Source organism: Pseudomonas sp. BF-RE-21 (assembly GCF_019947305.1).
In the GTDB taxonomy this organism is placed as follows: Bacteria; Pseudomonadota; Gammaproteobacteria; order Pseudomonadales; family Pseudomonadaceae; genus Aquipseudomonas; species Aquipseudomonas migulae.
Window position 1 is genome coordinate 160,880 of sequence record NZ_JAGYGF010000006.1, and the last position, 22,550, is coordinate 183,429.

A 22,550-nucleotide genomic window follows, 5' to 3' on the forward strand; every position below is an offset into this window, starting at 1 on the left:
CTTGTTTACGTTTTGGATCTAGTGGAAGCTATAAATAAGACAGCAGAACTCAAGTCATCGGCTGGAGACCCAATATTCACGGGTGCTCAAGCTTCAAAGCGGTTTTTCAGATGTTTGGAAAGGTGAAACGAAAAAAGTTTACCTACCAACAAAAGAGAAACTAGCGTTCCAGTAAAGCGATCGCACAACACCACCGCGCCACGGGCCAGCGCCGGGCGGATCACGCCGGCCAGATGCTGGGCGCGCGCGGCAAACACCAGCAACAGCTCGGTGTCGGGGTCCATGGCCTCCTCGACCGGCGCCAACAGCACCTCGCGGATCTTCTCGGCCAAAGGCGTGCCGCCCGGCTCGCGGGTCAGCACCACTTCGATACCGGCGGCGCGCAGGCGCTCGGCGAGGTATTCGCGATTGGTACTCTTGCCGGCGCCTTCGGGGCCTTCCAGGGTAATAAACAAGCCAGTCACAGGCAGTCCTTAGTCAGAATCATTGCGGGCTTTGCGGCGCGGTTGCATCCGATTCGGGCGCGGGTGCAGCAGCGGGCTCTTTAGCAGGTTCTTGAGTCGTTTCTTGAGCTGGCTCTGGCGGCGTCACTGGCGCCAACGCCTCCGGGGCCGGGTCAGGCGAAGCCGCCGGGATCGGAGCCTGCTCATTCGTCGCCTCTGGCGCGGTGACCGGCGCCGGACTGGAGCGGTAATCGGCGCGACGCTTGAGCTGAAATTCACGCACCGCGCTGTTGTGAGCATCCAGATCATCGGAGAACACGTGGCTGCCATCGCCGCGCGCAACAAAATACAGGCTGTTGCCGGCCACCGGGTTGAGTGCCGCATGGATCGCTTCGCGACCGACCATCGCGATCGGCGTCGGCGGCAGGCCGCTAATCACGTAGGTGTTGTAAGGGGTCGCTTCCTTGAGATGGGCGCGGGTCAACTTGCCGTTGTAGCGATCACCGAGGCCGTAAATCACGGTCGGATCGGTCTGCAACAGCATGCCCATTTCCATGCGCCGCACGAACACGCCAGCGATCTGGCCACGCTCTTGCGGTACGCCGGTTTCCTTTTCCACCAGCGAAGCCATGATCAGCGCCTGGTAGGGTTCGGTGTACGGCACGTCAGCCGCGCGCTGCCCCCACTCCTTGGCCAGGACTTCGTCGAGGCGGTCGTAGGCTTTTTTCAGCAGCTCGACGTCCGTCATGCCACGCACGAAACGGTAGGTGTCCGGGAAGAATCGCCCTTCCGGGAAGATCCCGGCGTGACCGAGCTTGTCCATCACTTCGCTATCACTCAAGCCGTTCAGCGTCTGCTCAAGTTTTTCATCCTTGGCCAGCGCAGCACGCACTTGATGGAAATTCCAGCCTTCGACCAGCGTCAGGCTGTACTGCACCATTTCGCCGCGTTTCCACAGGTCGATCAGGTTTTCCACCGTCATGCCGGGCTGCATGCGGTACTCACCTTTGTGCAACGGTTGCCCGGCCAGGTTGAAGCGCCAGTACACACGCAACCAGAAAGCGTCCTTGATGACGCCATCGGCTTCGAGTCGATAGAAAGTGCGGGTGGGTGTCGTGCCTTTGGGCACTTCCAGGAGTTGTTCCTGGGTAATGTTCAGCGGCTGTTCCAGCGCCGAATGAATCTTCCAGGCCGAAGCGCCCAGACACAGCCCTGCCAGAACCAGTCCGGTTTCCAGCAGCAGCAAGAATTTACGTCTCACGTATCAAGCATCCAGTAGCGCGCGGGCAATGGTTTGGAGTTTACGGGTGAGCGGCCCAACCGGCCAGCTCAGAGCTGCATAGGCGCGCACCGGCCAAACGCCATACACGCTGTTGCAGATAAAGACCTCATCAGCCCATTGCAGCTGTTCGAGGGTAATGTCGGTGATTTGCGTGGGAATCCCCAGCGACTCGGCTTGAAACAATAATTCGGCGCGCATTACGCCGGCCACACCGCAGCGCTTGAGATCGGCAGTGATCAACACACCATCGCGGACCAGGAACAGATTGCTGAACACACCTTCGATCACCCGCCCGGCCTGATCGAGCATCAAGCCTTCGGCATGCTCGGTGTCTTGCCATTCGGAACGGGCGATGACTTGCTCAAGACGGTTCAGGTGTTTGAGCCCGGCGAGCAAGGGTTGTCTGGACAGTCGTGTGGCGCAAGGAAACAGGCGAACGCCCTGCTCCGCATGTATGACAGGGTAAGCGGCAGGTGGGTTGCCCTGAAGAATGCGTCGGGCCTGGGCCGCAGGGTCGGGCGCGTAACCGCGCAGGCTGTCGCCGCGGGTGAGGATGAGTTTGAGCACGCCCTCGCCCAGTGCTGCGGCGTAGGCCAGCAGCTCGCTGCGGATCAGCGCGTGATCGGCCGTGATCGCCAGGCGTGAACAGCCTTGCGCCAGGCGCGACAGATGCCGGTCCAGCAACAGCGGCTGCCCGCTCCGCACGGCAATGGTCTCGAACAGACCATCACCGTAAGCCAGGCCGCGATCCTTCAGCGACAGAGCGTCAGCCGGCTGACCGTCGACCCAGCTGTCCATCAGTCAGCGAACCGGCGGAACACCAGCGAGCCGTTGGTACCGCCAAACCCGAAGGAGTTGGACAGGACCACATCGATGTCCATGTTGCGCGCGGTGTGCGGCACGAAGTCCAGGTCGCAGCCTTCGTCCGGCTCGTCGAGGTTGATGGTCGGCGGTGCCACCTGGCTATTGATCGCCAGCACACTGAAGATCGCCTCGACTGCGCCCGCCGCACCCAACAGGTGACCGGTCATGGACTTGGTCGAACTGACCGCCAGCTTGTAGGCGTGATCGCCGAACACCGACTTGATCGCACAGGCTTCGGCAAGGTCGCCGGCCGAAGTCGACGTACCGTGGGCGTTGATGTACTGGACTTGATCGCTATTGATCTTCGCATCGCGCAGGGCGTTGGAAATGCAACGAGCAGCACCCGCACCGTCAGCCGGCGGCGACGTCATGTGGTAGGCATCGCCACTGGTGCCAAAGCCGATCAGCTCGGCGTAGATGGTCGCGCCGCGAGCCTTGGCGTGTTCCAGCTCTTCAAGCACCAGCGCACCGGCACCGTCGGACAGGACGAAGCCGTCACGGCCCTTGTCCCATGGACGGCTGGCGCGGGTCGGCTCGTCGTTGCGGGTCGACAGCGCGCGGGAGGCACCGAAGCCGCCCATGCCCAGACCGCAAGCCGCCATCTCGGCGCCGCCGGCAATCATCACGTCGGCTTCGTCGTACATGATGTTGCGGGCTGCCATGCCGATGCAGTGCGTACCAGTGGTGCACGCGGTGGCAATGGCGTAGTTAGGTCCCTGTGCACCCAGGTGGATCGACAGGAAACCGGAAATCATATTGATGATCGAGCCAGGCACGAAAAACGGAGAGATCCGTCGTGGGCCGGAATCATGCAGCGTGCGGCTGGTTTCTTCGATATTGGTCAGACCGCCAATACCCGAACCCATGGCCACGCCGATGCGCTCACGGTTGGCGTCGGTGACTTCAAGACCGGCGTTACGCACCGCCTGAAAACCTGCGGCCAGACCGTACTGAATGAACAGGTCGAGCTTGCGAGCTTCCTTGACCGACAGATATTCCTCGACATTGAAGCCCTTTACCGAGCCGCCAAAACGGGTGGAATAGGCAGAAAGGTCGGTGTGTTCGATCAGACCAATGCCACTACGGCCAGCCAGAATGCCCTGCCAACTGCTCGGCACATCCGTGCCCAGTGGCGACAACATACCCATACCGGTGACTACGACGCGTCTACGCGACACAGCACTCTCCTTTTTCAAATGACGACTTTGCATCAGGCCTAAAGAAAAAACCGCACGCCATGATGGCAGTGCGGTTTTTCCATGACAGCAAGCAACGATTACAAACTATTACGCCTGGTGGCTAGTAACGTAGTCGATTGCAGCTTGTACAGTAGTGATCTTCTCAGCTTCTTCGTCAGGGATTTCGGTCTCGAATTCCTCTTCCAGAGCCATCACCAGCTCAACGGTGTCAAGGGAGTCGGCACCCAGGTCTTCAACGAAGGAAGCAGTGTTGACCACTTCTTCTTCTTTAACGCCCAGTTGCTCAGCAACGATTTTCTTGACGCGCTCTTCGATGGTGCTCATACCTTGTTTTCACTCCTAATGGACAAATTCAGGCAGCTGGCCAGTGGGTAAGTGTATAGAAAGACTTTTCAGTTTTTCAACTGAAAGCTTCACTCCTCAAACCCCGTGACCCTCTGCCTATAAATAGATTGCAGCTTTATAACGGATTTTAGACAGCTCGTATGACATTTTTTTGAAGCAACCCGTCACATTTAACTCATGTACATCCCGCCGTTCACCGGGATTGTAGCCCCAGTAACGTAAGCCGCACCGTCGGATGCAAGAAAAGCGACCACAGACGCGATCTCTTGAGCTTGCCCCAGACGACCCAGCGGAATTTGCGCCTGCAAGACTTCACGCTGTGCCTCGGGCAGTTCGCGGGTCATATCGGTGTCGATGAACCCAGGGGCCACCGAGTTTACCGTAATCGAACGCGAACCGACTTCACGCGCCAGAGCACGGCTGAAACCTTCCAGACCTGCCTTGGCGGCAGCGTAGTTTACTTGGCCTGCGTTGCCCATGGCACCCACAACCGAGCCAATACTGATAATTCGTCCCCAACGGGCTTTGGTCATACCGCGCAGAACGCCCTTGGACAGGCGGAACAGACTGTTCAGATTGGTATCGACGACGTCATGCCACTCGTCGTCTTTCATGCGCATCACCAGGTTATCGCGGGTGATGCCGGCATTGTTGACCAGGATCGCCGGCGCACCGAACTGCTCCTGGATGCTCGCCAGCACAGCGGCAACGGATTCGTCGCTGGTGACATTCAGTTCCAGGCCAGTGCCTTGAATACCGTTTTCTTTCAGGGTAGCGGCGATGCGCTCGGCACCCGAGGCGGATGTCGCGGTGCCCACAACAATGGCGCCCTGACGACCCAGTTCCAGGGCGATGGCCTGGCCGATACCGCGGCTCGCACCGGTGACCAGTGCAACTTTACCTTGCAGACTCATGCAAGCTTCTCCTGATTCAGGCCAACGCTGCACGGGCGGCAGCGAAGGCGTCTGGGGTATTGAGGTTGGATGTCGACACGCCTTCGGCGCAGCGTTTGTTCAAGCCTGCCAGCACTTTGCCGGGGCCGCATTCGACCAACTGGGTCGCGCCCTTGGCGGCCAGCGCCTGGACCGATTCAACCCAGCGCACAGGCTTGTAGAGCTGCTCAAGCAGATCGCGCTTGAGGGTTTCGAGATCGGCCGGCACGTTCGCGCTGACGTTTTGTACCACAGGAATCTGTGGCGCCTGCCAGTTGATCGCAGCGATCGACTCGGCGAAACGCTCGGCGGCTGGACGCATCAGCTCGCAATGGGACGGTACGCTGACCGGCAACGGCATGGCGCGTTTGGCACCACGAGCCTTGCAGCCTTCGATGGCGCGCTCGACCGCAGCCTTGGCACCGGCGATCACGACTTGACCCGGAGAGTTGAAATTGACTGCGCTGACCACTTCGCCTTGCGCCGCTTCGGCACAGGCTGCCAGTACGTCAGCATCGTCCAGACCGAGAATGGCAGCCATACCGCCCTGCCCGGCCGGAACGGCTTCTTGCATCAACTGACCGCGACGCTCCACCAGTTTCACCGCGTCGCCCAGACTCAGGCTGCCCGCAGCGACCAGGGCGCTGTACTCGCCCAGGCTGTGACCGGCAACGTAAGCCGGACGCGCACCGCCTTCCGCCAGCCACAGACGCCACAAGGCGATCGAGGCGGTCAGAATGGCCGGCTGGGTTTTATCGGTTTGATTGAGTTGCTCTTCCGGCCCTTGCTGGGTCAGTGCCCACAGGTCGTAACCGAGCGCGTCGGATGCTTCTTTGAATGTTTCGAGGACCACCGGATGTTGCGCGCCCAACTCGGCCAGCATGCCGAGGGACTGCGAACCCTGTCCTGGAAAGACGAATGCGAGGGAAGCAGACATGTAACAAGCCCCTAATGATCTTGTCGTCGGAGAATTGACGTCCCGCTTGGGGGACGCAAGAAACTGACAGTTGGATGGCAAATTGAACTGAGCGGTCACATTTAAGCATTGTCCGACGAAAACGCCTAAAGCAACAAATCCTCCAGACGACCGTGAATGCGTTCCGGCAGGTTTTCCTGGATCTCGATCAAGGCCCGCTGAATCGCACTCTGGAAGCCCTGAACCCCTGCCGAACCGTGGCTTTTCACCACAATCCCCTGCAACCCGAGGAAGCTTGCGCCGTTATGCCGAGCAGGCGCCAGATCAGCCTGAAGACGCTTCATCAGCGGCAGCGCCAGGGCGCCCACCATTTTCGATGCGAGGTTTTTTTTGAAAAGCGCTTCAATTCGCCCGGCAATCATGGTCGCCAGACCTTCACTGGACTTGAGCAAAATATTGCCGACAAAACCGTCGCACACCACCACATCCGCCTCGCCACGGTACAAACCGTCACCCTCGACAAAACCGATGTAGTTGATGCCGCGAGCACTCTGCAACAAGGTTGCCGCCAGCTTGACCTGCTGATTGCCCTTGATGTCTTCGGTGCCGATGTTCAGCAATGCAACCCGTGGACGAACGAGGCCCAGGGTTTGCGCCGCGACCGAGCCCATCACCGCAAACTGCAGCAAATGCTCGGCGCTGCAATCGACGTTGGCGCCCAGGTCGAGCAACTGACAGTAACCCTTCTGCGTCGGAATCGCCGCGACCATGGCCGGCCGATCAATGCCCGGCAAGGTCTTGAGCACGAACCGTGACAAGGCCATCAGCGCGCCGGTATTGCCGGCGCTGACGCAGGCCTGAACCTTGCCATCACGCAACAACTCAAGCGCCACGCGCATCGACGAATCCGGCTTGCCACGCAAGGCCTGGGCAGGTTTTTCGTCCATGGTGATCACTTCGGATGCCGGGGTAATCGACAGGCGCGAGCGATCCACAGCCGATTGGCCAGCGATCAATTCTTCAAGAAGGGAGGGTTGACCGACAAGGGTCAGGTGCAGCGAGGGTGTAGCAATCAGACAAGCAAGGCTGGCCTGAACAATGCTGCGGGGACCGAAGTCCCCGCCCATTGCGTCAATCGCGATGACTTGAGCGGACAAGTGATTACTCGTCAGCGCCCTTGTCGATCACTTTACGGCCACGGTATACGCCTTCTGGCGATACGTGGTGACGCAGGTGAACTTCACCGGTGGTTTTTTCTACAGACAGGGTGCTAGCCTCGAGAGCGTCGTGCGAACGACGCATGTCACGGGCGGAGCGGGATTTTTTGTTCTGCTGAACAGCCATAATTGATTAACTCCTAAACGTTTGGGTCACGCTTTAACTGCGCCAATACACTGAACGGGTTGGACCGCGTTACCTCGTCCTCGCTCGGTTCGGGCTCATCGAGACCCGCCGGCTGCTGGCATTCTTCCGGATGATGAGCAGGCACAATGGGCAAGGCGAGCAGAAGCTCCTCCTCGATCAGTGACTGCAGATCCAAAGGATCTTCGCCCAGTTCCAGCACGTCATAACCTTTCGGCAACGACTGGGTATTCGCACCCTCCTTCACCACAGCATAACTGCATTCGCTGTGGATCGGCAGGGTGACCAGCTCAAGACAACGCTGGCAAACCATTTTGACTTCGGTGTCGATAAAGCTGTGGATTACCACAGACTTACGTTCATCTCGTTCAAAAACGAATTTAGCCTGCACCGTACCGACATTGTCGGAAAGCGGGTCGCAGAGTCTCTCCAAATCGGCCAGCAGCAGTTCACCTTGAAGGGTGGTGCCACGGTCAGCCAATTTGCGCGGGTCAACGTGAGGTGGAATCGGGTCATTCAACATAGGCGCAGCATTATAGGGATGCACCCAGCCATGTCAAAGGAAATTCAGCCCTGTCCGTCACCTGGAAGCCTCGCTAGAATTCGCGCCTGTCTTCTGGAGATGCGCATGCTGCCTTTATTACTCGCTTCAAGCTCAGTGTATCGCCGGGAATTGCTGGCCCGCTTGCAGCTGCCGTTCACCTGCAGCTCGCCGGACATCGACGAAAGTCATCGGCCGAATGAGGCCGCCGTCGAACTGGTAAAGCGCCTCGCCGAAGAAAAAGCCCGGGCTCTTGCCGGCAGCCACCCCGCCCATCTGATTATCGGCTCCGATCAGGTCGCGGTGCTCGGCGAGCGCATTATCGGCAAACCCCACACCTTCGAAAAGGCTCGCGAGCAGTTGCTGGCCTCAAGCGGCGCCAGCGTAACCTTTCTGACCGGCCTGGCCCTGCTCAATAGCCAGACGGGACACTGCCAGGTCGACTGCGTGCCGTTCACCGTGCACATGCGCGCACTCGACACCGCACGCATCGAACGCTACCTGCGCGCCGAACAGCCCTACGATTGCGCTGGCAGCTTCAAGGCCGAAGGTTTGGGGGTGAGCCTGTTTCAGCGCACCGAAGGCCCTGACGCCACCAGCCTGATCGGCCTGCCGCTGATTCGCCTGATCGACATGCTATTGGCTGAAGGGGTGCAAATCCCCTGACGGCTGTCGAGTCCTTCACCGATCTTGAGGACGCCATCGCCGGCAAGCCGGCTCCTACAAGGGAACGTCCCAATCCGCACCACAACAAAATCCTGTAGGAGCCAGCTTGCTGGCGATGCGAACGGCGCGGTGTATCAGGAACGCTGCCATCGCCGGCAAGCCGGCTCCTACAGGATGCGAGCGCCAACAAAAAACCGGCCACTTGGGCCGGTTTTTTTATGTAGCCGGAAGATCAGCGCAGCGATGGACCCTGGAAGCCCATCCACATCGCCAACTGCTCAGCCACGCTGGCACCCAGTTTCTTCGAGAAGCGATCGAACGGCGATTCCTGAACGGTGAAGTCCACCAGCTCTTTCTCGCCAATCACATCTCGCGCTACCGAACTGGCATTACCCAGACCATCGATCAACCCCAGCGGCAGCGCCTGCTCACCGGACCAGACCAACCCGGAGAACAACTCCGGATGCTCTTTGTCCTTGAGTCGGTCGCCACGACCCGTCTTGACGCTGTTGATGAACTGCTGGTGCGTCGTATCGAGTACGCCCTGCCAGAACCGGGTTTCCTCAGGCTTCTGCGGCTGGAACGGATCGAGGAACGACTTGTGCTCGCCCGACGTATAGGTCCGACGCTCGACACCCAGCTTCTCCATGGTGCCGACAAACCCGTAACCGGCCGCCGTCACGCCAATGGAACCCACCAGGCTCGCCTTGTCGGCATAGATCTGATCCGCCGCACTGGCGATGTAATAAGCACCGGAAGCCCCCAGATCGGAGATTACCGCGTAAACCTTGGTGTCCGGGTTCAGGCCGCGCAACCGGCGAATCTCGTCATACACGTAGCCGGACTGCACCGGACTGCCGCCCGGACTGTTGATGCGCAGGATGACACCCTTGACCTTCTTATCTTCGAAGGCGGCACGCAGGCTGCCGACGATGTTGTCAGCGCTGGCGGGCTCCTTGTCGGCGATCATGCCCGTCACTTCGATCAGCGCAGTGTAATTGGCGCTGCGAGTGGCGGCTTTCTCCATGTCCATCAGCGGCGTGAACAGAATCAACGCGCCAAACAGGTACACAAAGGTCAGCAACTTGAAGAAAATCCCCCAGCGACGCGACCGACGCTGCTCCTGCACGCTGGCGAGCAGGGTCTTTTCCAGCAGCTTCCAGCTTTTCTCGTCACCGCTCTCTGCGCTCGGCTTGGCGGGCGCCTTCCATTCGTCGGTCATGACCATCTACCCCGGCAAAACGTATTAAGCCCGCTGACTCAGCCAGGCATGCAATTCTGAAAAACGATCAATAGCCAGCGCCGGTTCGAACAATTTCAGCGCTTCAATCGATTGCGCGCCGTAGCTGACCGCCACCGAATCCATGCCGGCGTTGCGCGCCATCTGCAGGTCGAATGACGAATCGCCGACCATCAACGCTTGCTCCGGACGAACTTCGCAATGGGCGAGGATCTGCTCAAGCATCAGAGGATGGGGTTTGCTGGCGGTTTCGTCGGCGGCACGGGTGATGTCGAAATAATCTTCCCAGCCGTGCGACTTCAGCACCCGATCCAGTCCGCGACGCGCCTTGCCGGTGGCAACCGCTAAATGATAACCCTCGGCGCGGAACGCCTCCATCGACTCGACGACCCCTTCGAACAACGGCGAAGGCACGGCTTCAGAGGCGATGTAGTGGTCCGCATAATGCTCGCGAAACGCCACCAGTTCGGTATCGCTGATCTCGGGGTACAGCGTGCGAATCGCTTCCGGCAGGCCCAGGCCGATGATGCCTTTGACAGCAAAGTCATCGCGCAACTGAAAACCGGAACGCTCGGACGCAACGTGCATTGCTTCGACAATCCGACCAATGGAATCAGCCAGCGTGCCGTCCCAATCGAAAATCAGCAGTTTGTAATCAGAGGGGTGCACTCAGGCGCTCCACAGTCTTGGCCCACATCTCGTCGACAGGCGCCTGCAACTTCAGTTCGCCGCCATCCGGCAGCGGCACGGTCAGCATGTACGCATGCAGGAACAGGCGCTTGCCGCCCAGATCGCGGATTTCCTTGCTGAAATCGTCATCGCCGTACTTGGTGTCGCCGGCAATGCAATGCCCGGCGTGCAAAGTGTGAACGCGAATCTGGTGAGTCCGGCCAGTGATCGGCTTGGCCTCGATCAGGGTGGCAAAGTCGCCGAATCGACGCAGGACCTTGAACACGGTCACCGATTCCTTGCCCTCCTCCTCGTCGACCTCGACCATCCGCTCGCCGGAACGCAGATTGCTCTTGCCCAGCGATGCACGGACTTGCTTGATCGATGCCGCCCAGTTGCCGCGAACCAGCGCCATGTAGCGCTTGTCCACGCCATCACCGCGCAAGGCCGTGTGCAAGTGACGCAGCATGCTGCGTTTCTTGGCGATCATCAGCAGGCCGGAGGTGTCACGGTCAAGGCGGTGAACCAGCTCGAGCTCCTTGCAATCCGGACGCAACTGACGAAAGGCTTCGATCACGCCGTAAGTCAGGCCGCTGCCGCCGTGAACCGCAATGCCGCAAGGCTTGTTGATCACGATCAGCGCTTTGTCTTCATAGACAATCGAGGCTTCGAGCCGCTGCAGCAGGCCCTGGGCCAGCGGCACAGGTTCGTCGCGTTCAGGCACGCGAACCGGCGGCACGCGCACGATATCGCCCGCCTGCAGCTTGTATTCGGGCTTGATCCGGCCTTTGTTCACTCGCACTTCGCCTTTACGCAAAATGCGGTAAATCAAGGTCTTGGGCACGCCTTTGAGCCGAGCGAGAAGGAAGTTATCAATACGTTGGCCGGCATATTCCGGCGAGACCTCAAGCAGTTGTACGCCTGGGGTCGAGGGGGCAGTAGTCGTCATGGCGCGGATGATATCAATTTTTTATGGAATTGAAGCACTTAATCATTACTGCTATAGTCGCGAACGCCGCCAAAAGCGGCCTGGACAGCGGACAAACGGTCAAAAACCGGCCCTGACCAATGCAATTCACCAGGACGCGAGGCCGTCCTACGGCGCTTTCGCTACGTAACGGTGGAGTTTGCAGGTGTAACGAGCGCAGGTGACATGAGGCCTGAATCACGCCGCAAAGCAGAGTTTTCACTCGCTACGCGAGCCCATATTCACGGCCAGTTCACAAAGTGCAGTCAGCTGCGAATGACCCCGAGCGAACGCTTCGGAAACAACGCCTAAATTAGCCATGATGCGTGACCTCCCCTTTCGGAGCTCACGGTAAATGCCAACCCGCTGCGGATTCTGCGCGCGGCAGCACCCGAATTATCAGGGATACGTGTAGGGTGGAGATGCACAACCGCTGGACTGTGTAGCAATAGGCTTTATCAAGACGCTTCATCTCGTCCACAGCCGCCGGTTGATTCCTCCTCCTGACTGAGTGCTTAAGTAGCCACAGCAAGCAGGACGCGTACGTCGCGACGAAGGCCCACATTGGCCGGACTTCGCTAGACACGGGAATGGCCAACCACTCCCGACGCACCTGACACCGACCATGAGAAGTCGTGTGTGCCGAACGCCGTTTCCGGCAGCCCGGAAACCGACGGTACTACATGAAAAGAATGCTGATTAACGCAACTCAACCCGAAGAGTTGCGTGTTGCACTGGTAGATGGCCAACGCCTCTACGACCTGGACATCGAATCCGGTGCACGCGAGCAGAAGAAGGCCAACATCTATAAAGGCCGGATTACTCGCATCGAACCAAGCCTTGAGGCTGCCTTTGTCGATTTCGGCTCCGAGCGCCACGGCTTCCTGCCCCTCAAAGAAATCTCCCGCGAATACTTCAAGAAAGCCCCTGAAGGCCGCGTCAACATCAAAGACGTCCTGAGCGAAGGCCAGGAAGTCATCGTTCAGGTTGAAAAAGAAGAACGTGGCAACAAGGGCGCAGCCCTGACCACCTTCATCAGCCTGGCCGGTCGTTACCTGGTTCTGATGCCGAACAACCCGCGTGCCGGCGGTATCTCCCGTCGCATCGAAGGTGAAGAGCGCAACGAACTGCGAGAAGCCCTGAACGGCCTGGTTGCACCGGCCGACATGGGTCTGATCGTGCGCACTGCCGGCCTGGGCCGCAGCAGCGAAGAAATGCAGTGGGACCTCGATTACCTGCTGCAACTCTGGACCGCCATCAAAGAAGCCTCGCTGGATCGCTCCGCGCCGTTCCTGATCTACCAGGAAAGCAACGTGATCATCCGCGCCATCCGCGATTACTTGCGCCAGGACATCGGCGAAGTGCTGATCGACAGCGTTGAAGCCCAGGACGAAGCCCTGACCTTCATCCGCCAGGTGATGCCGCAGTACGCCAGCAAGATCAAGCTGTACGAAGACAGCGTTCCGCTGTTCAACCGCTTCCAGATCGAAAGCCAGATCGAGACCGCTTTCCAGCGCGTCGTCGAACTGCCTTCCGGTGGTTCCATCGTTATCGATCCGACCGAAGCCCTGGTGTCCATCGACATCAACTCGGCGCGCGCCACCAAAGGCAGCGACATCGAAGAAACCGCCCTGCAGACCAACCTTGAAGCCGCCGAAGAAATCGCCCGTCAGTTGCGCCTACGCGACATCGGCGGCCTGATCGTCATCGACTTCATCGACATGACCCCTGCCAAGAACCAGCGCGCCGTGGAAGAGAAAGTCCGCGAATGCCTGGAAGCCGACCGCGCTCGTGTACAAGTCGGCCGCATCTCGCGCTTCGGCCTGCTGGAAATGTCCCGTCAGCGCCTGCGTCCATCGCTCGGCGAAAGCAGTGGCATCGTTTGCCCGCGTTGCAACGGCACCGGCATCATCCGTGATGTTGAATCGCTGTCGCTGGCGATCCTGCGCCTGATCGAAGAAGAAGCCCTGAAAGACCGCACCGCCGAAGTTCGCGCACAAGTGCCAATTCCGGTCGCAGCCTTCCTGCTTAACGAAAAACGCAACTCGATCACCAAGATCGAACTGCGCACCCGTGCCCGCATCGTCATTCTGCCGAACGATCACCTCGAAACGCCGCACTTCGAAGTTCAGCGCCTGCGTGATGACAGCCCGGAAGCCAGCATCAACCAGTCCAGCTACGAAATCGCTGCTGCCGCTGCCGAAGTCGAAGAAGTCCAGCCAGCCGCTGCGACCCGCACCCTGGTTCGCCAGGAAGCCGCGGTCAAGACTGCGCCGGCCCGCGCCAACGCTCCGGTTCCGACCGAAGTCGTCGCCGCACCGGTTGCTGCACCGGCCGCCGCGCCAGAGCCAAGCCTGTTCAAAGGCCTGGTGAAGTCGCTGGTCAGCCTGTTCGCTACCAAAGAAGAGCCTGCTGCTCCGGTTGTGGTTGAAAAACCAGCGACCACCGAGCGTCCTGCTCGCAACGAAGAGCGTCGCAACGGTCGTCAGCAGAGCCGCAACCGTAACGGTCGCCGCGATGAAGAGCGTAAGCCTCGCGAGGAACGTGCACCGCGTGAAGAACGCGCACCACGTGAGCCACGCGAAGCCCGTGAAGAAACCCCGGCAGTCGCTCGCGAAGAACGCGCTCCACGTGAAGAGCGCGCACCACGCGCCCCTCGCGAAGAACGTGCACCGCGCGCGCCTCGTGAAGATCGCAAGCCACGTGGCGAGCGTGAAGAACGCGTTCGTGAACTGCGTGAACCGCTGGACGCCGCCGCTCCAGCTGCTGCTGCCGCTACCGCAACTGCTGAAGAGCGTCCAGCTCGTCAGCCACGCGAAGAGCGTGCGCCACGTCCACCGCGTGAAGAGCGTCAACCACGCGCCGAGCAAGCCGCTGCCGCCGTTGCTGAAGAAGAGCAGACCGGCAACGAAGAGCAACTGCAGGAAGACGGTCAGGAAGGCGCCGAAGGCGATCGTCCACGCCGCCGCTCCCGTGGCCAGCGTCGTCGCAGCAACCGTCGCGAGCGTCAACGCGATGCCAACGGCAACGTGATCGAAGGTTCGGAAGAATCCGAATCCGCCGAAGGTAACGAAGGCGCCGAAGCACCAAGCGCTGCCGATCTGGCCGCAGGCCTGGCTGTTACCGCAGCCGTTGCCAGCACCGTGATCAGCGCTCCGGCCGAAGCACAGGCCAACGAGCAAGCCGAACGCGCCACTGCCGCCACACTGGAAACTGCTCCAGTCGAAGCGCCAGTCGTTGAAGCGACCACGCCTGTAGAAGTAACTGCCGCTCCAGAAGTCGAAGTGGCTCCGGTTCGTGAAGCACAGCCTGAAGTCGAAGCTGCCGCCGAGCCTGCCGTCGTTGCTGAAACGCCTGCCGTGGTTGCAGAGCCGGTTGTTGAAACCGTCGCTGAAACCGTGACCGAAACCGTTCGTGAAGTTCGCGAAGAGCAAACCGCTTTCAACTGGGTTGCCGAGCCGGTAGCGGTCGAAACGCCAGCACCAGTCGCTGAAGTTGCGGTTGTCGAGCCTGTTGTTGTGGCTGCCGAACCAGAAGTGGCTCCGGTTGTTGAAGCCCCTGTTGTCGCCGAAGTGGCTGCACCAGTGGTTGAAGCTGCCCCGGCCAGCGCCCTGACACCAAGTGGCCGCGCACCTAACGACCCGCGTGAAGTGCGTCGTCGCAAGCGTGAAGAAGAGCGCCTGCAGAAGGAAGCCGAACTGGCTGCCGCTGCTGCTCCGGTCGCTGTCGAAGTGGCACCGGTTGTTGCTGAAGTCGTCGAGGCTGCTCCTGCCCCGGCTGCTGAAGTGGCTGCCGAACCAGCTGACTCCGTGATCGACGAAGCTCCACGCTCCGTTCAGGAAGCGGTAGAGCAACACGAGCAAGCCCAGGAAAAAGAGCACGAGCCTAAACCCCTCGTCTGATTCCATCGGCCACTAAAAAGCCCCGCCTGGTAACCCAGGCGGGGCTTTTTTATGTCGGCTATTTATCAGGTAGATCGCGTTATCGTTCTTCGCGGGCAAGCCTCGCTCCTACAGTGATCGGCGCAAAACCTGTAGGAGCGTGCGGTGCGGCGATCCGACTTGCCCGCGAAGGCTGTGGATCAGGCGAAAACCAACGCCTCAGGCACATCCACATCCCACAACACCCCGGCATCCTCGACCGCCACCTCAACCACCCGCGCCGACGCAAACAACGGCTTGGCCCCGCGATCCCCCGACAACGCCATCAACCCCGGTCCAAACGTTCGCCCGAAACCAACCGGATGGCCATATTCGCCATTCATCACCGGAACACTGATCCCGTCATCAGCAATCCCCGCCAACACCTGCTCAACCGTCGACGGCAGAATGAACGGCATATCCCCCAACACAATCAACCAGCCACCGAGCTGCGGGCACGCCGCCACCCCAGCCGCAATGCTGTCGCCCATGCCGGAGGATTCCACCAGCACAATCTCGAAACCATACGCCTGAGCCATACGAGCCACTTGCGGGCGATCTTCGGTCGTCACCAGCACGCGTTTCGCCAGCGTGGCCGGCAAACTCACCAGCACCTGCTCGATCACCGAACGAACGCCGCCATCGCGCCCCGTACAGTCCGCCAGCAACTTGTCCCTGTCGGCACCCGCCACCTGTCGAAACCGAGTGCCCTGCCCCGCCGCCAACACGATGACGCCGATTGGCCCGCTCATGCCTCCTCCTGCAACGGCTTCTTCTGTTTCAGCTCGACGCCGTTCTTGATCGCGACAATTTCCGCCAGCAGCGACAAGGCGATTTCCGCCGGGGAATGGCTGCCGATGTGCAGACCGATCGGGCCGTGCAAGCGCTCGATGGCCTCTTGGGACAAGCCTAGCTGAGCGAGGTTTTCCCGACGCTTCAGGCTGTTGACCCGCGACCCCAGCGCACCGACGTAAAACGCCCTGGAATCGAGCGCCGTCAGCAACGCCATGTCATCCAGACGCGGATCGTGAGTCAGCGCGACGATGGCCGTGCGTTCGTCGGTCTGGATGTTCAGCACCGCTTCGTCCGGCATACCGGATACGAAGCGCCCGTGCTGTTCTTCCCAGCCGTAGACAAACTCGGTACGTGGATCGCAGATCAGCACTTCGAAATCCAGCAGCCGCGCCATCTCGGCGACATAACGGGACAATTGCCCCGCGCCGATCAGCAACAACCGCCAACGCGGACCGTAAATGGCGCGTAGCGTGGTGCCGTCAAAACTCAGCGCGTCGTTCTTGGTCGCCGGCTGCAACGTCACTTCGCCGCTCGCGATATCCAGCGAGCGCGCCGTGATTTCGTGGGCCTCGCAACTCGCCAGCAACCCGGCAACCCAAGCCGGGTCACCGACTCGCTCCTCGGTCAGGCGCAACGTGCCGCCGCACGGCAAGCCAAACCGTGCGGCTTCCTCGCGAGTGACGCCATAAGTGATCAACTGCACCGGCGGCCCGTCAGCCGGAATCCGGCCATCGTGCAGCCGGGCGATCAAGTCATCCTCGACACAACCACCGGACACCGAACCGATCACCACCCCGTCTTCGCGCAAGGCCAACATCGCGCCAGGTGCCCGGGGCGCGGTGCCCCAGGTCTGGACCACGCTGTACAACACCACTCGCTGACCGGCGCGGCGCCATTCCAGCACGCTGCGCAGGACATTCAGATCGACGCTGTCCATCAAGCCTCGGCCTTCTGCCAACCTTGCAATTGATAACGAACCGGCAAGTTGCGGATGCGTTTGCCGGTGGCGGCGAAAATCGCATTGCACAGCGCCGGCGCAATCGGCGGCACGCCAGGTTCACCGACACCACCCAACGGCACCACGCCCGGCGGCGTGACCAGATGCACGGCGACTTCCTTCGGCGCCAGGGACATGCGCGCCACTTCGTACATATGGAAGTTGTCTTGCTGGACCTTGCCGTCCTTGAAACTGATCTCGCCCAGCACCGCGTTGCCCAGCCCCATCACACAAGCGCCTTCGAACTGCGAGCGAATTCGCTCGGGGTTGATCTGCGGGCCGCAATCCACCGCTATATCGGCCTTGTGCACGATCAACGTGCCGTCATCTTTGACTTCAACCTCGATCACCGCCGCCACGTAAGTGACGAAGCTGTAATGCACTGCCAGTCCCAGGCCTCGGCCCTTCGGCAACTCTCGCCCCCAACCCGCGGCTTTCGCGGCGGTTTCAAGGACGGTGCGCATGCGCCCGGTGTCGATCGGATAGCGTTCGGGCGACTCGCCGTAGTTCCACTCTTCACTCAACGTACGCGGATCGATCTGACGGTCCGGACCGAGCAATTTGATCTGGTACTTGAGCGGATCCTGTTTGGCCTTGTGCGCCAACTCATCGACAAAGCACTGGATCGCGAAGCCGTGAGGAATGTTCGACACCGAGCGATACCAGCCGACCCGCGTATGAATCGCCGCTTCCGGGTTCTCCAGGCGCACGTTGGGGATCGCGTAAGCCATGTTGGTGAAGCCCATGCCCAGCTCGAAAGCGGCCTCATGGTTCATGCCCGGCGCGAACAGCGCGGTGATACTCGGCGCTACCGTGCGGTGCAACCAACCCGACGGCAGGCCGTCCTTGTTCAGGCTGGCCTTCAAGTATTCAGCCGAGACGGTGTGGAAATACGAACAGTGGATGTCGTCTTCACGAGTCCATTGCACCCGCACCGCCTTACCGGGGAATTCCTTGGCGAGGATCGCCGCTTCGATGATGAAGTCCGGCTTGGACTTGCGGCCGAAACCGCCGCCGAGCAGGGTGACGTGGAAGGTGACGTTATCGAACGGAATGCCCAGGCGTTCACCGATTCGTTCACGGGTGACCTGCGGCGCCTGGCTTGGCGCCCAGGCTTCGCACACGCCATCCTTGAAACGGGCGATGGCGACCATCGGCTCCATCGGCGCTTGCGTCAGGTGCGGCAGATAGTAAGAGGCTTCGAGGGTGCTGTCGGCGCCGCTCATGGCCTGGTCGATGTTGCCGGTATTGCGCACCACTTTGCCGGGTTTGAGCGACGCCGCTTCAATTTCCTTGCGGTAGGCGATCGAGTCGTAACTGGCGTTGGGGCCGTCGTCCCATTCGATTTTCAGCGCGTCGCGGCCCTTGATCGCCGCCCACGTATTGCTGGCCACCACCGCCACGCCGCCCAACGGCTGAAATTCCGAGGGCAGCGGACGGCCTTCGATCTGGATGACCTTGACCACCCCGGGGACTTTCAGCGCCGCGCTGTCATCCACGGATTTGACCTTGCCGCCGTACACCGCCGGACGTGCAATTGCGGCGTACAGCATGCCGTCGATATGCACGTCGGCACCGTAGATCGCGCGGCCGTTGACGATGTCAGCACCGTCGATGGCCTTGGTGCCTTCCTTGCCGATGTAGCGGAATTCTGACGGATCCTTGAGCCGCAGGCTGTCACGCGCCGGCACCGCCAGCGCACCGGCAGCGACGGCGAGCGCGCCGTAACCCAGTTCACGACCGCTCGGTTTATGGATGACTTTGTGCAATTGCGCGTGGCACTCGCCGACCGGGACTTTCCACTGTTCGGCGGCCGCCTGTTCGAGCATGGTCCGCGCGGCAGCACCGCAGCGGCGCATCGGCTCGTACCAGTGGCGCATGCTGCGCGAACCGTCGGTGTCCTGGTTGCCGAAGCGCACTTCATCGCCGGGCGCCTGTTGCACTTTCACCAGCGCCCAGTCGGCTTCAAGTTCATCGGCCACGACCATGGTCAGGCTGGTGCGTACGCCCTGGCCCATTTCCGAACGGTTGCAAACCACGGTCACGGTGCCATCCGCAGTGATGCTGACGTACACCTTCGGATCATCGATCCAGCCGTTGGGCATGCCGTCGGCGCCGAATTTCTTTTCCTTCTCGGCTGCGAACGCGTCCTGCCAGCCCCAACTCGCGGCGACCACCAGCGCACTGGTGGCACCGACGCCTTTGAGGAAGCCGCGGCGGCTGAGGTTACTCAGGGCGAAATCATTCGGGAACTGGCTCATGCCTTGGCTTCCTTCAGGTGAGTGGATGCCTGGCGGATGGCGGTCTTGATGCGGTTGTAGGTGCCGCAACGGCAAATATTGCCGACCATCGCCTCTTCGATCTGTTCGTCGCTCGGGTTCGGGTTGGTCTTGAGCAGTGCGGTGGCGGACATGATCTGCCCGCCCTGGCAGTAACCGCACTGGGCGACGGCGGTGTCGAGCCAGGCTTGCTGCACGATTTGCCCGACCGGGTCGGCGTGCAGGTTGTCGATGGTGCTGACGTTCTGGCCGACTACCGAGCCGATCGGCGTGATGCAACTGCGCGCCGGGGCGCCTTCGATGTGAATGGTGCAGGCGCCGCACAGGCCCATGCCGCAGCCGAACTTGGTGCCGTTGTAACCGGCCACGTCGCGGATGGCCCAGAGCAGCGGCATGTCCTCGGTGACATCGAGTTGATGGTCTTGACCATTGAGTTTCAGGGTAATCATGGGCACGCCCGCATAGTGGTATGGGTTATGGGGTCGAGCAATCTGCCGCTGGGGGATTAGCGGTTGGCATCACGCAGATCGACTCAGGCTAATGAGGCTCTCTTATGCGGACGGAGATGTCTGCATCGGGCCCTTGATGGAGCAAATGCTTGCATCGTTAGGGGGCTAAGTTAACCCAGCATTAACAAAAAAGCCCTGCACAATCGAAGATGTGCAGGGCTTTGAGATCAGCCTTGAAAGCGTAGCCTCAATACTGATTGGGCTCCATTTCCAGATCGACATGGAAACGATCTGAAATGTCCTTTTGGATGCGCTGTGCCAGGTTCAGCAACTGCAGGCCAGTCGCGGCCCCGTAGTTGACCAGCACCAGCGCCTGCAACTTATGCACGCCTGCGTCGGCCTCGCGAAAACCTTTCCACCCTGCCCGCTCGATCAGCCAGCCCGCAGCCAGTTTCATCTGCCCGTCGGGTTGCGCGTAAGCCACCAGGTCCGGGTATTCGCCTTTGAGCCGAGTGACCAGTGCAGCCGACACCAAGGGATTTTTGAAGAAGCTGCCGGCGTTACCAAGCACCGCCGGGTCCGGAAGCTTTTCGTTGCGGATGCTGCAAATCGCCTGGCTGACGTCGGTGGCGGTCGGGTGATCGATGCCTTGCTCGGTCAGACGCTGACGCACCGGGCCGTACTCCAGATGCAAGTGCTCGGCACGGTCCAGGGCGAAACGAACCCGCAGGATCAACCAGCGCCCCGGTTCCTGTTTGAACAGGCTGTCGCGGTAAGCGAAGTTGCATTCGGCCAGCGTGAAGTCGCGCAGCTCGCCAGTCTGGCGGTCCAGCGCGGTCAGGCCGGCGAACACGTCCTTGATCTCCACGCCATAGGCGCCAATGTTCTGCATCGGTGCCGCGCCGACGGTGCCGGGGATCAGGCTGAGGTTTTCCAGACCCGACAAACCCTGCGCCAGGGTGTGTTGCACGAACGGATGCCAAGGCTCGCCGGCCTCGGCTTCGATCACGACCTTGTTGCCGTCGTCGCTCAAAATGCGAATCCCGCGGGTGGCCATGCGCAGCACCAGCGACTGGATGTCGGCGGTCAGCAGCAGGTTGCTGCCACCACCGATCACCAGCAACGGCACGTCATGCTCCACCGCATAGGCCAGCGCCTCGCGTACGTCGGCATCGCTGTGAGCCTCGGCAAACAAGCGCGCCTGAACGTCCACGCCAAAGCTGTTGTAAGGCTTGAGCGAAACCTGTGGCTGAACCTGCAAACTCATAACCGGCCCTTCAATTCGATCACCAGTCGATCACAGGCGCTTTCGATCAAGTCGAGCACCTGCTCAAAGCCCTGGTTGCCATCGTAGTAAGGGTCCGGCACTTCATCGACTGGCGACTGGTAGCGGCGCAGAAACAGGTCCAATTCGGCCTTGGGCTTGCCCTTGGCAGGTTGCAGCGCCATGAGGTCGCTCAGGTTGCTGTTGTCCATCGCCAGGATCAGGTCGTACGTGGAAAAATCGGCGCGGGTCACTTGCTGGGCGCGCTGCATCGACAGGTCGTAACCGCGCAGCTTGGCCGCGGCCTGGCTACGTTTGTCCGGAGCCTTGCCGACATGCCAGCCACCGGTGCCAGCGGAGGCGACTTCGACTTGATCGGCCAGCCCCGCTTCACGCAATTTGTGCCGCAGCACACCTTCGGCCGTGGGTGAACGGCAGATGTTGCCCAGGCAAACGAACAAAACCCGCATCAGGCCTCCAGCAGGCGACGAACGCGCTCGAGGTCTTCAGCCGTATCGACGCCGGTGGGCGGTGCGATCAGCGCGTCGGCGACGTGAATCCGCACGCCGTGCCACAGCGCACGCAGCTGTTCCAGGGATTCGGTGTTTTCCAGCCAGCACGGGCCCCAGCTGACGAAGTCATGCAGGAAACCGGCGCGGTAGGCGTAGATGCCAATGTGGCGGCGATACGGCACGCCTTCCGGCAACACGTCTCGACTTTTCGCGAACGCGTCCCGAGCCCAAGGCAACGTCGCACGACTGAACGTCAGTGCCAGGCCATTGAGGTCGCTGACCACCTTGACCACGTTGGGGTTGAACAGGGTTTCGACATCTTCGATCGGCTCGGCCAGCGTGGCCATGCGCGCTTCGGTGTGGGCTGCGAGGTTGGCCGCGACCTGATCGATCACGCTTGGCGGGATCAGCGGTTCGTCACCCTGCACGTTGACCACGATCGCGTCGGACGCCAGACCGAGTTTTGCGGCGACCTCAGCCAAACGGTCCGTGCCGGAATTGTGGTCTTCTCGGGTCAGCACCACGTCGGCACCAAACGCGATGCACGCCTCGACAATGCGCGCATCGTCAGTGGCAACCACCACACGCTCGGCGCTGCTTTTGCACGCTTGTTCCCAGACGTGCTGGATCATCGGCTTGCCGGCGATCAGCAGCAGCGGTTTGCCCGGCAGGCGGGTCGAGGCGTAACGCGATGGAATGACAACGGTAAAGGCTGTGGTCATTTATCCAGACGCTCGTCGGTGGTCAGGGTGCGAGCTTCGGTTTCGAGCATCACCGGGATGCCGTCGCGAATCGGGTACGCCAGGCCGGCGCCCTTGCTGATCAGCTCGGTTTTGTCGGCGCTGAGCTTGAGCGGGCCTTTGCAGACCGGGCAAGCGAGGATGTCGAGCAATTTGGTGTCCATGAGC

The 22,550-nt window shown here is 60.7% G+C and carries 22 protein-coding genes and 1 pseudogene; 2 read left to right on the forward strand and 21 right to left on the reverse strand.

Translation table 11 applies throughout. From position 1 onward, the window contains the following. Positions 1-170 precede the first annotated feature (170 nt). From tmk to KGB25_RS07155, 10 genes and pseudogenes are all read right to left on the reverse strand, one after another. Positions 171-464 (reverse strand): annotated as a pseudogene (tmk, locus tag KGB25_RS07110) (dTMP kinase); the annotation flags it as partial. A gap of 19 nt (positions 465-483) precedes the next feature. Further along, positions 484-1,704 (reverse strand): endolytic transglycosylase MltG, encoded by a 1,221-nt coding sequence (mltG, locus tag KGB25_RS07115; RefSeq protein ID WP_008040887.1) that lies wholly within the window; start codon positions 1,702-1,704, stop codon positions 484-486. Between the two features lie 3 nt (positions 1,705-1,707). Further along, entirely contained in the window at positions 1,708-2,523 is an 816-nt protein-coding gene (gene pabC / locus KGB25_RS07120; RefSeq protein ID WP_223434694.1) for an aminodeoxychorismate lyase, read from the reverse strand. After that, a complete protein-coding gene (gene fabF, locus KGB25_RS07125) occupies positions 2,523-3,767 on the reverse strand; it encodes a beta-ketoacyl-ACP synthase II (RefSeq protein WP_008031595.1) in 1,245 nt (414 codons plus the stop codon). Before fabF ends, pabC begins: the two co-directional genes overlap by 1 nt. A 108-nt stretch (positions 3,768-3,875) precedes the next feature. Beyond that, positions 3,876-4,112, reverse strand: coding sequence for an acyl carrier protein (acpP, locus tag KGB25_RS07130; RefSeq protein ID WP_003175607.1), 237 nt, complete (start codon positions 4,110-4,112; stop codon positions 3,876-3,878). Between the two features lie 191 nt (positions 4,113-4,303). Then, complete coding sequence (gene fabG, locus KGB25_RS07135; protein WP_008040890.1) at positions 4,304-5,047, reverse strand: 3-oxoacyl-ACP reductase FabG; 744 nt, start codon at positions 5,045-5,047, stop codon at positions 4,304-4,306. A gap of 16 nt (positions 5,048-5,063) precedes the next feature. Then, positions 5,064-6,002 carry an ACP S-malonyltransferase gene (gene fabD / locus KGB25_RS07140; protein WP_192227907.1) on the reverse strand — a complete coding sequence of 313 codons (939 nt, stop codon included), beginning with the start codon at positions 6,000-6,002 and terminating at the stop codon, positions 5,064-5,066. Between the two features lie 125 nt (positions 6,003-6,127). Next, positions 6,128-7,138: a phosphate acyltransferase PlsX gene (gene plsX, locus KGB25_RS07145; RefSeq protein WP_223434695.1), complete on the reverse strand. Its 1,011-nt coding sequence runs from the start codon at positions 7,136-7,138 to the stop codon at positions 6,128-6,130. A gap of 4 nt (positions 7,139-7,142) precedes the next feature. After that, on the reverse strand, positions 7,143-7,325 hold the full coding sequence (rpmF, locus tag KGB25_RS07150) for a 50S ribosomal protein L32 (RefSeq protein ID WP_003179396.1): 183 nt from the start codon (positions 7,323-7,325) through the stop codon (positions 7,143-7,145). 13 nt (positions 7,326-7,338) lie between these two features. Continuing rightward, positions 7,339-7,866: a YceD family protein gene (locus tag KGB25_RS07155; RefSeq protein ID WP_008031588.1), complete on the reverse strand. Its 528-nt coding sequence runs from the start codon at positions 7,864-7,866 to the stop codon at positions 7,339-7,341. A gap of 105 nt (positions 7,867-7,971) precedes the next feature. Here KGB25_RS07155 and KGB25_RS07160 point away from each other — a divergent pair, with 105 nt between their 5' ends. After that, complete coding sequence (locus tag KGB25_RS07160) at positions 7,972-8,550, forward strand: Maf family protein (protein ID WP_223434696.1); 579 nt, start codon at positions 7,972-7,974, stop codon at positions 8,548-8,550. 232 nt (positions 8,551-8,782) lie between these two features. Here KGB25_RS07160 and sppA read toward each other — a convergent pair whose 3' ends face one another. From sppA to rluC, 3 genes are read right to left on the reverse strand one after another with little or no spacing between them, the layout of a single operon-like run. Beyond that, positions 8,783-9,772, reverse strand: coding sequence for a signal peptide peptidase SppA (gene sppA / locus KGB25_RS07165; RefSeq protein ID WP_032832571.1), 990 nt, complete (start codon positions 9,770-9,772; stop codon positions 8,783-8,785). Positions 9,773-9,796: 24 nt separating this feature from the next. Beyond that, positions 9,797-10,459, reverse strand: a complete 663-nt coding sequence (locus tag KGB25_RS07170) for an HAD-IA family hydrolase (protein ID WP_192227908.1) — start codon at positions 10,457-10,459, stop codon at positions 9,797-9,799. Further along, positions 10,446-11,408 (reverse strand): 23S rRNA pseudouridine(955/2504/2580) synthase RluC, encoded by a 963-nt coding sequence (gene rluC, locus KGB25_RS07175; RefSeq protein WP_008031576.1) that lies wholly within the window; start codon positions 11,406-11,408, stop codon positions 10,446-10,448. Before rluC ends, KGB25_RS07170 begins: the two co-directional genes overlap by 14 nt. Positions 11,409-12,109: 701 nt before the next feature. On the opposite strand from rluC, the gene rne reads away from it, so the two are divergent. Beyond that, entirely contained in the window at positions 12,110-15,328 is a 3,219-nt protein-coding gene (gene rne, locus KGB25_RS07180; protein ID WP_223434697.1) for a ribonuclease E, read from the forward strand. A gap of 179 nt (positions 15,329-15,507) precedes the next feature. On the opposite strand, the gene KGB25_RS07185 is transcribed toward rne, so the two are convergent. From KGB25_RS07185 to KGB25_RS07220, 8 genes are all read right to left on the reverse strand, one after another. Then, positions 15,508-16,098: an NTP transferase domain-containing protein gene (locus KGB25_RS07185; protein ID WP_008045094.1), complete on the reverse strand. Its 591-nt coding sequence runs from the start codon at positions 16,096-16,098 to the stop codon at positions 15,508-15,510. Continuing rightward, positions 16,095-17,078, reverse strand: a complete 984-nt coding sequence (locus KGB25_RS07190) for an XdhC family protein (protein ID WP_008031568.1) — start codon at positions 17,076-17,078, stop codon at positions 16,095-16,097. Before KGB25_RS07190 ends, KGB25_RS07185 begins: the two co-directional genes overlap by 4 nt. Beyond that, positions 17,078-19,399, reverse strand: a complete 2,322-nt coding sequence (locus KGB25_RS07195) for a xanthine dehydrogenase family protein molybdopterin-binding subunit (protein WP_223434698.1) — start codon at positions 19,397-19,399, stop codon at positions 17,078-17,080. Before KGB25_RS07195 ends, KGB25_RS07190 begins: the two co-directional genes overlap by 1 nt. Beyond that, positions 19,396-19,866, reverse strand: a complete 471-nt coding sequence (locus KGB25_RS07200; protein ID WP_008031566.1) for a (2Fe-2S)-binding protein — start codon at positions 19,864-19,866, stop codon at positions 19,396-19,398. Before KGB25_RS07200 ends, KGB25_RS07195 begins: the two co-directional genes overlap by 4 nt. A 247-nt stretch (positions 19,867-20,113) precedes the next feature. Further along, positions 20,114-21,133, reverse strand: coding sequence for a UDP-N-acetylmuramate dehydrogenase (murB, locus tag KGB25_RS07205; protein ID WP_192227914.1), 1,020 nt, complete (start codon positions 21,131-21,133; stop codon positions 20,114-20,116). Next, on the reverse strand, positions 21,130-21,600 hold the full coding sequence (locus KGB25_RS07210; RefSeq protein ID WP_008045099.1) for a low molecular weight protein-tyrosine-phosphatase: 471 nt from the start codon (positions 21,598-21,600) through the stop codon (positions 21,130-21,132). The genes murB and KGB25_RS07210 overlap by 4 nt, the downstream gene beginning before the upstream one ends. Then, a complete protein-coding gene (kdsB, locus tag KGB25_RS07215) occupies positions 21,600-22,364 on the reverse strand; it encodes a 3-deoxy-manno-octulosonate cytidylyltransferase (protein WP_008045101.1) in 765 nt (254 codons plus the stop codon). Before kdsB ends, KGB25_RS07210 begins: the two co-directional genes overlap by 1 nt. Beyond that, positions 22,361-22,546, reverse strand: a complete 186-nt coding sequence (locus KGB25_RS07220) for a Trm112 family protein (RefSeq protein WP_007945752.1) — start codon at positions 22,544-22,546, stop codon at positions 22,361-22,363. The genes kdsB and KGB25_RS07220 overlap by 4 nt, the downstream gene beginning before the upstream one ends. Between the last annotated feature and the right edge of the window lie 4 nt (positions 22,547-22,550).

Bases quoted from the DNA above. Each gene is read 5' to 3' on its own strand.
- KGB25_RS07210 (WP_008045099.1), bottom strand. From the start codon at position 21,600: ATGCGGGTTTTGTTCGTTTGCCTGGGCAACATCTGCCGTTCACCCACG.
- pabC (WP_223434694.1), bottom strand. From the start codon at position 2,523: ATGGACAGCTGGGTCGACGGTCAGCCGGCTGACGCTCTGTCGCTGAAG.
- murB (WP_192227914.1), bottom strand. From the start codon at position 21,133: ATGAGTTTGCAGGTTCAGCCACAGGTTTCGCTCAAGCCTTACAACAGC.
- KGB25_RS07200 (WP_008031566.1), bottom strand. From the start codon at position 19,866: ATGATTACCCTGAAACTCAATGGTCAAGACCATCAACTCGATGTCACC.
- KGB25_RS07220 (WP_007945752.1), bottom strand. From the start codon at position 22,546: ATGGACACCAAATTGCTCGACATCCTCGCTTGCCCGGTCTGCAAAGGC.
- rne (WP_223434697.1), top strand. From the start codon at position 12,110: ATGAAAAGAATGCTGATTAACGCAACTCAACCCGAAGAGTTGCGTGTT.
- rluC (WP_008031576.1), bottom strand. From the start codon at position 11,408: ATGACGACTACTGCCCCCTCGACCCCAGGCGTACAACTGCTTGAGGTC.
- KGB25_RS07195 (WP_223434698.1), bottom strand. From the start codon at position 19,399: ATGAGCCAGTTCCCGAATGATTTCGCCCTGAGTAACCTCAGCCGCCGC.
- kdsB (WP_008045101.1), bottom strand. From the start codon at position 22,364: ATGACCACAGCCTTTACCGTTGTCATTCCATCGCGTTACGCCTCGACC.
- rpmF (WP_003179396.1), bottom strand. From the start codon at position 7,325: ATGGCTGTTCAGCAGAACAAAAAATCCCGCTCCGCCCGTGACATGCGT.
- KGB25_RS07185 (WP_008045094.1), bottom strand. From the start codon at position 16,098: ATGAGCGGGCCAATCGGCGTCATCGTGTTGGCGGCGGGGCAGGGCACT.
- fabG (WP_008040890.1), bottom strand. From the start codon at position 5,047: ATGAGTCTGCAAGGTAAAGTTGCACTGGTCACCGGTGCGAGCCGCGGT.
- fabD (WP_192227907.1), bottom strand. From the start codon at position 6,002: ATGTCTGCTTCCCTCGCATTCGTCTTTCCAGGACAGGGTTCGCAGTCC.
- KGB25_RS07190 (WP_008031568.1), bottom strand. From the start codon at position 17,078: ATGGACAGCGTCGATCTGAATGTCCTGCGCAGCGTGCTGGAATGGCGC.
- KGB25_RS07155 (WP_008031588.1), bottom strand. From the start codon at position 7,866: ATGTTGAATGACCCGATTCCACCTCACGTTGACCCGCGCAAATTGGCT.
- KGB25_RS07160 (WP_223434696.1), top strand. From the start codon at position 7,972: ATGCTGCCTTTATTACTCGCTTCAAGCTCAGTGTATCGCCGGGAATTG.
- acpP (WP_003175607.1), bottom strand. From the start codon at position 4,112: ATGAGCACCATCGAAGAGCGCGTCAAGAAAATCGTTGCTGAGCAACTG.
- sppA (WP_032832571.1), bottom strand. From the start codon at position 9,772: ATGACCGACGAATGGAAGGCGCCCGCCAAGCCGAGCGCAGAGAGCGGT.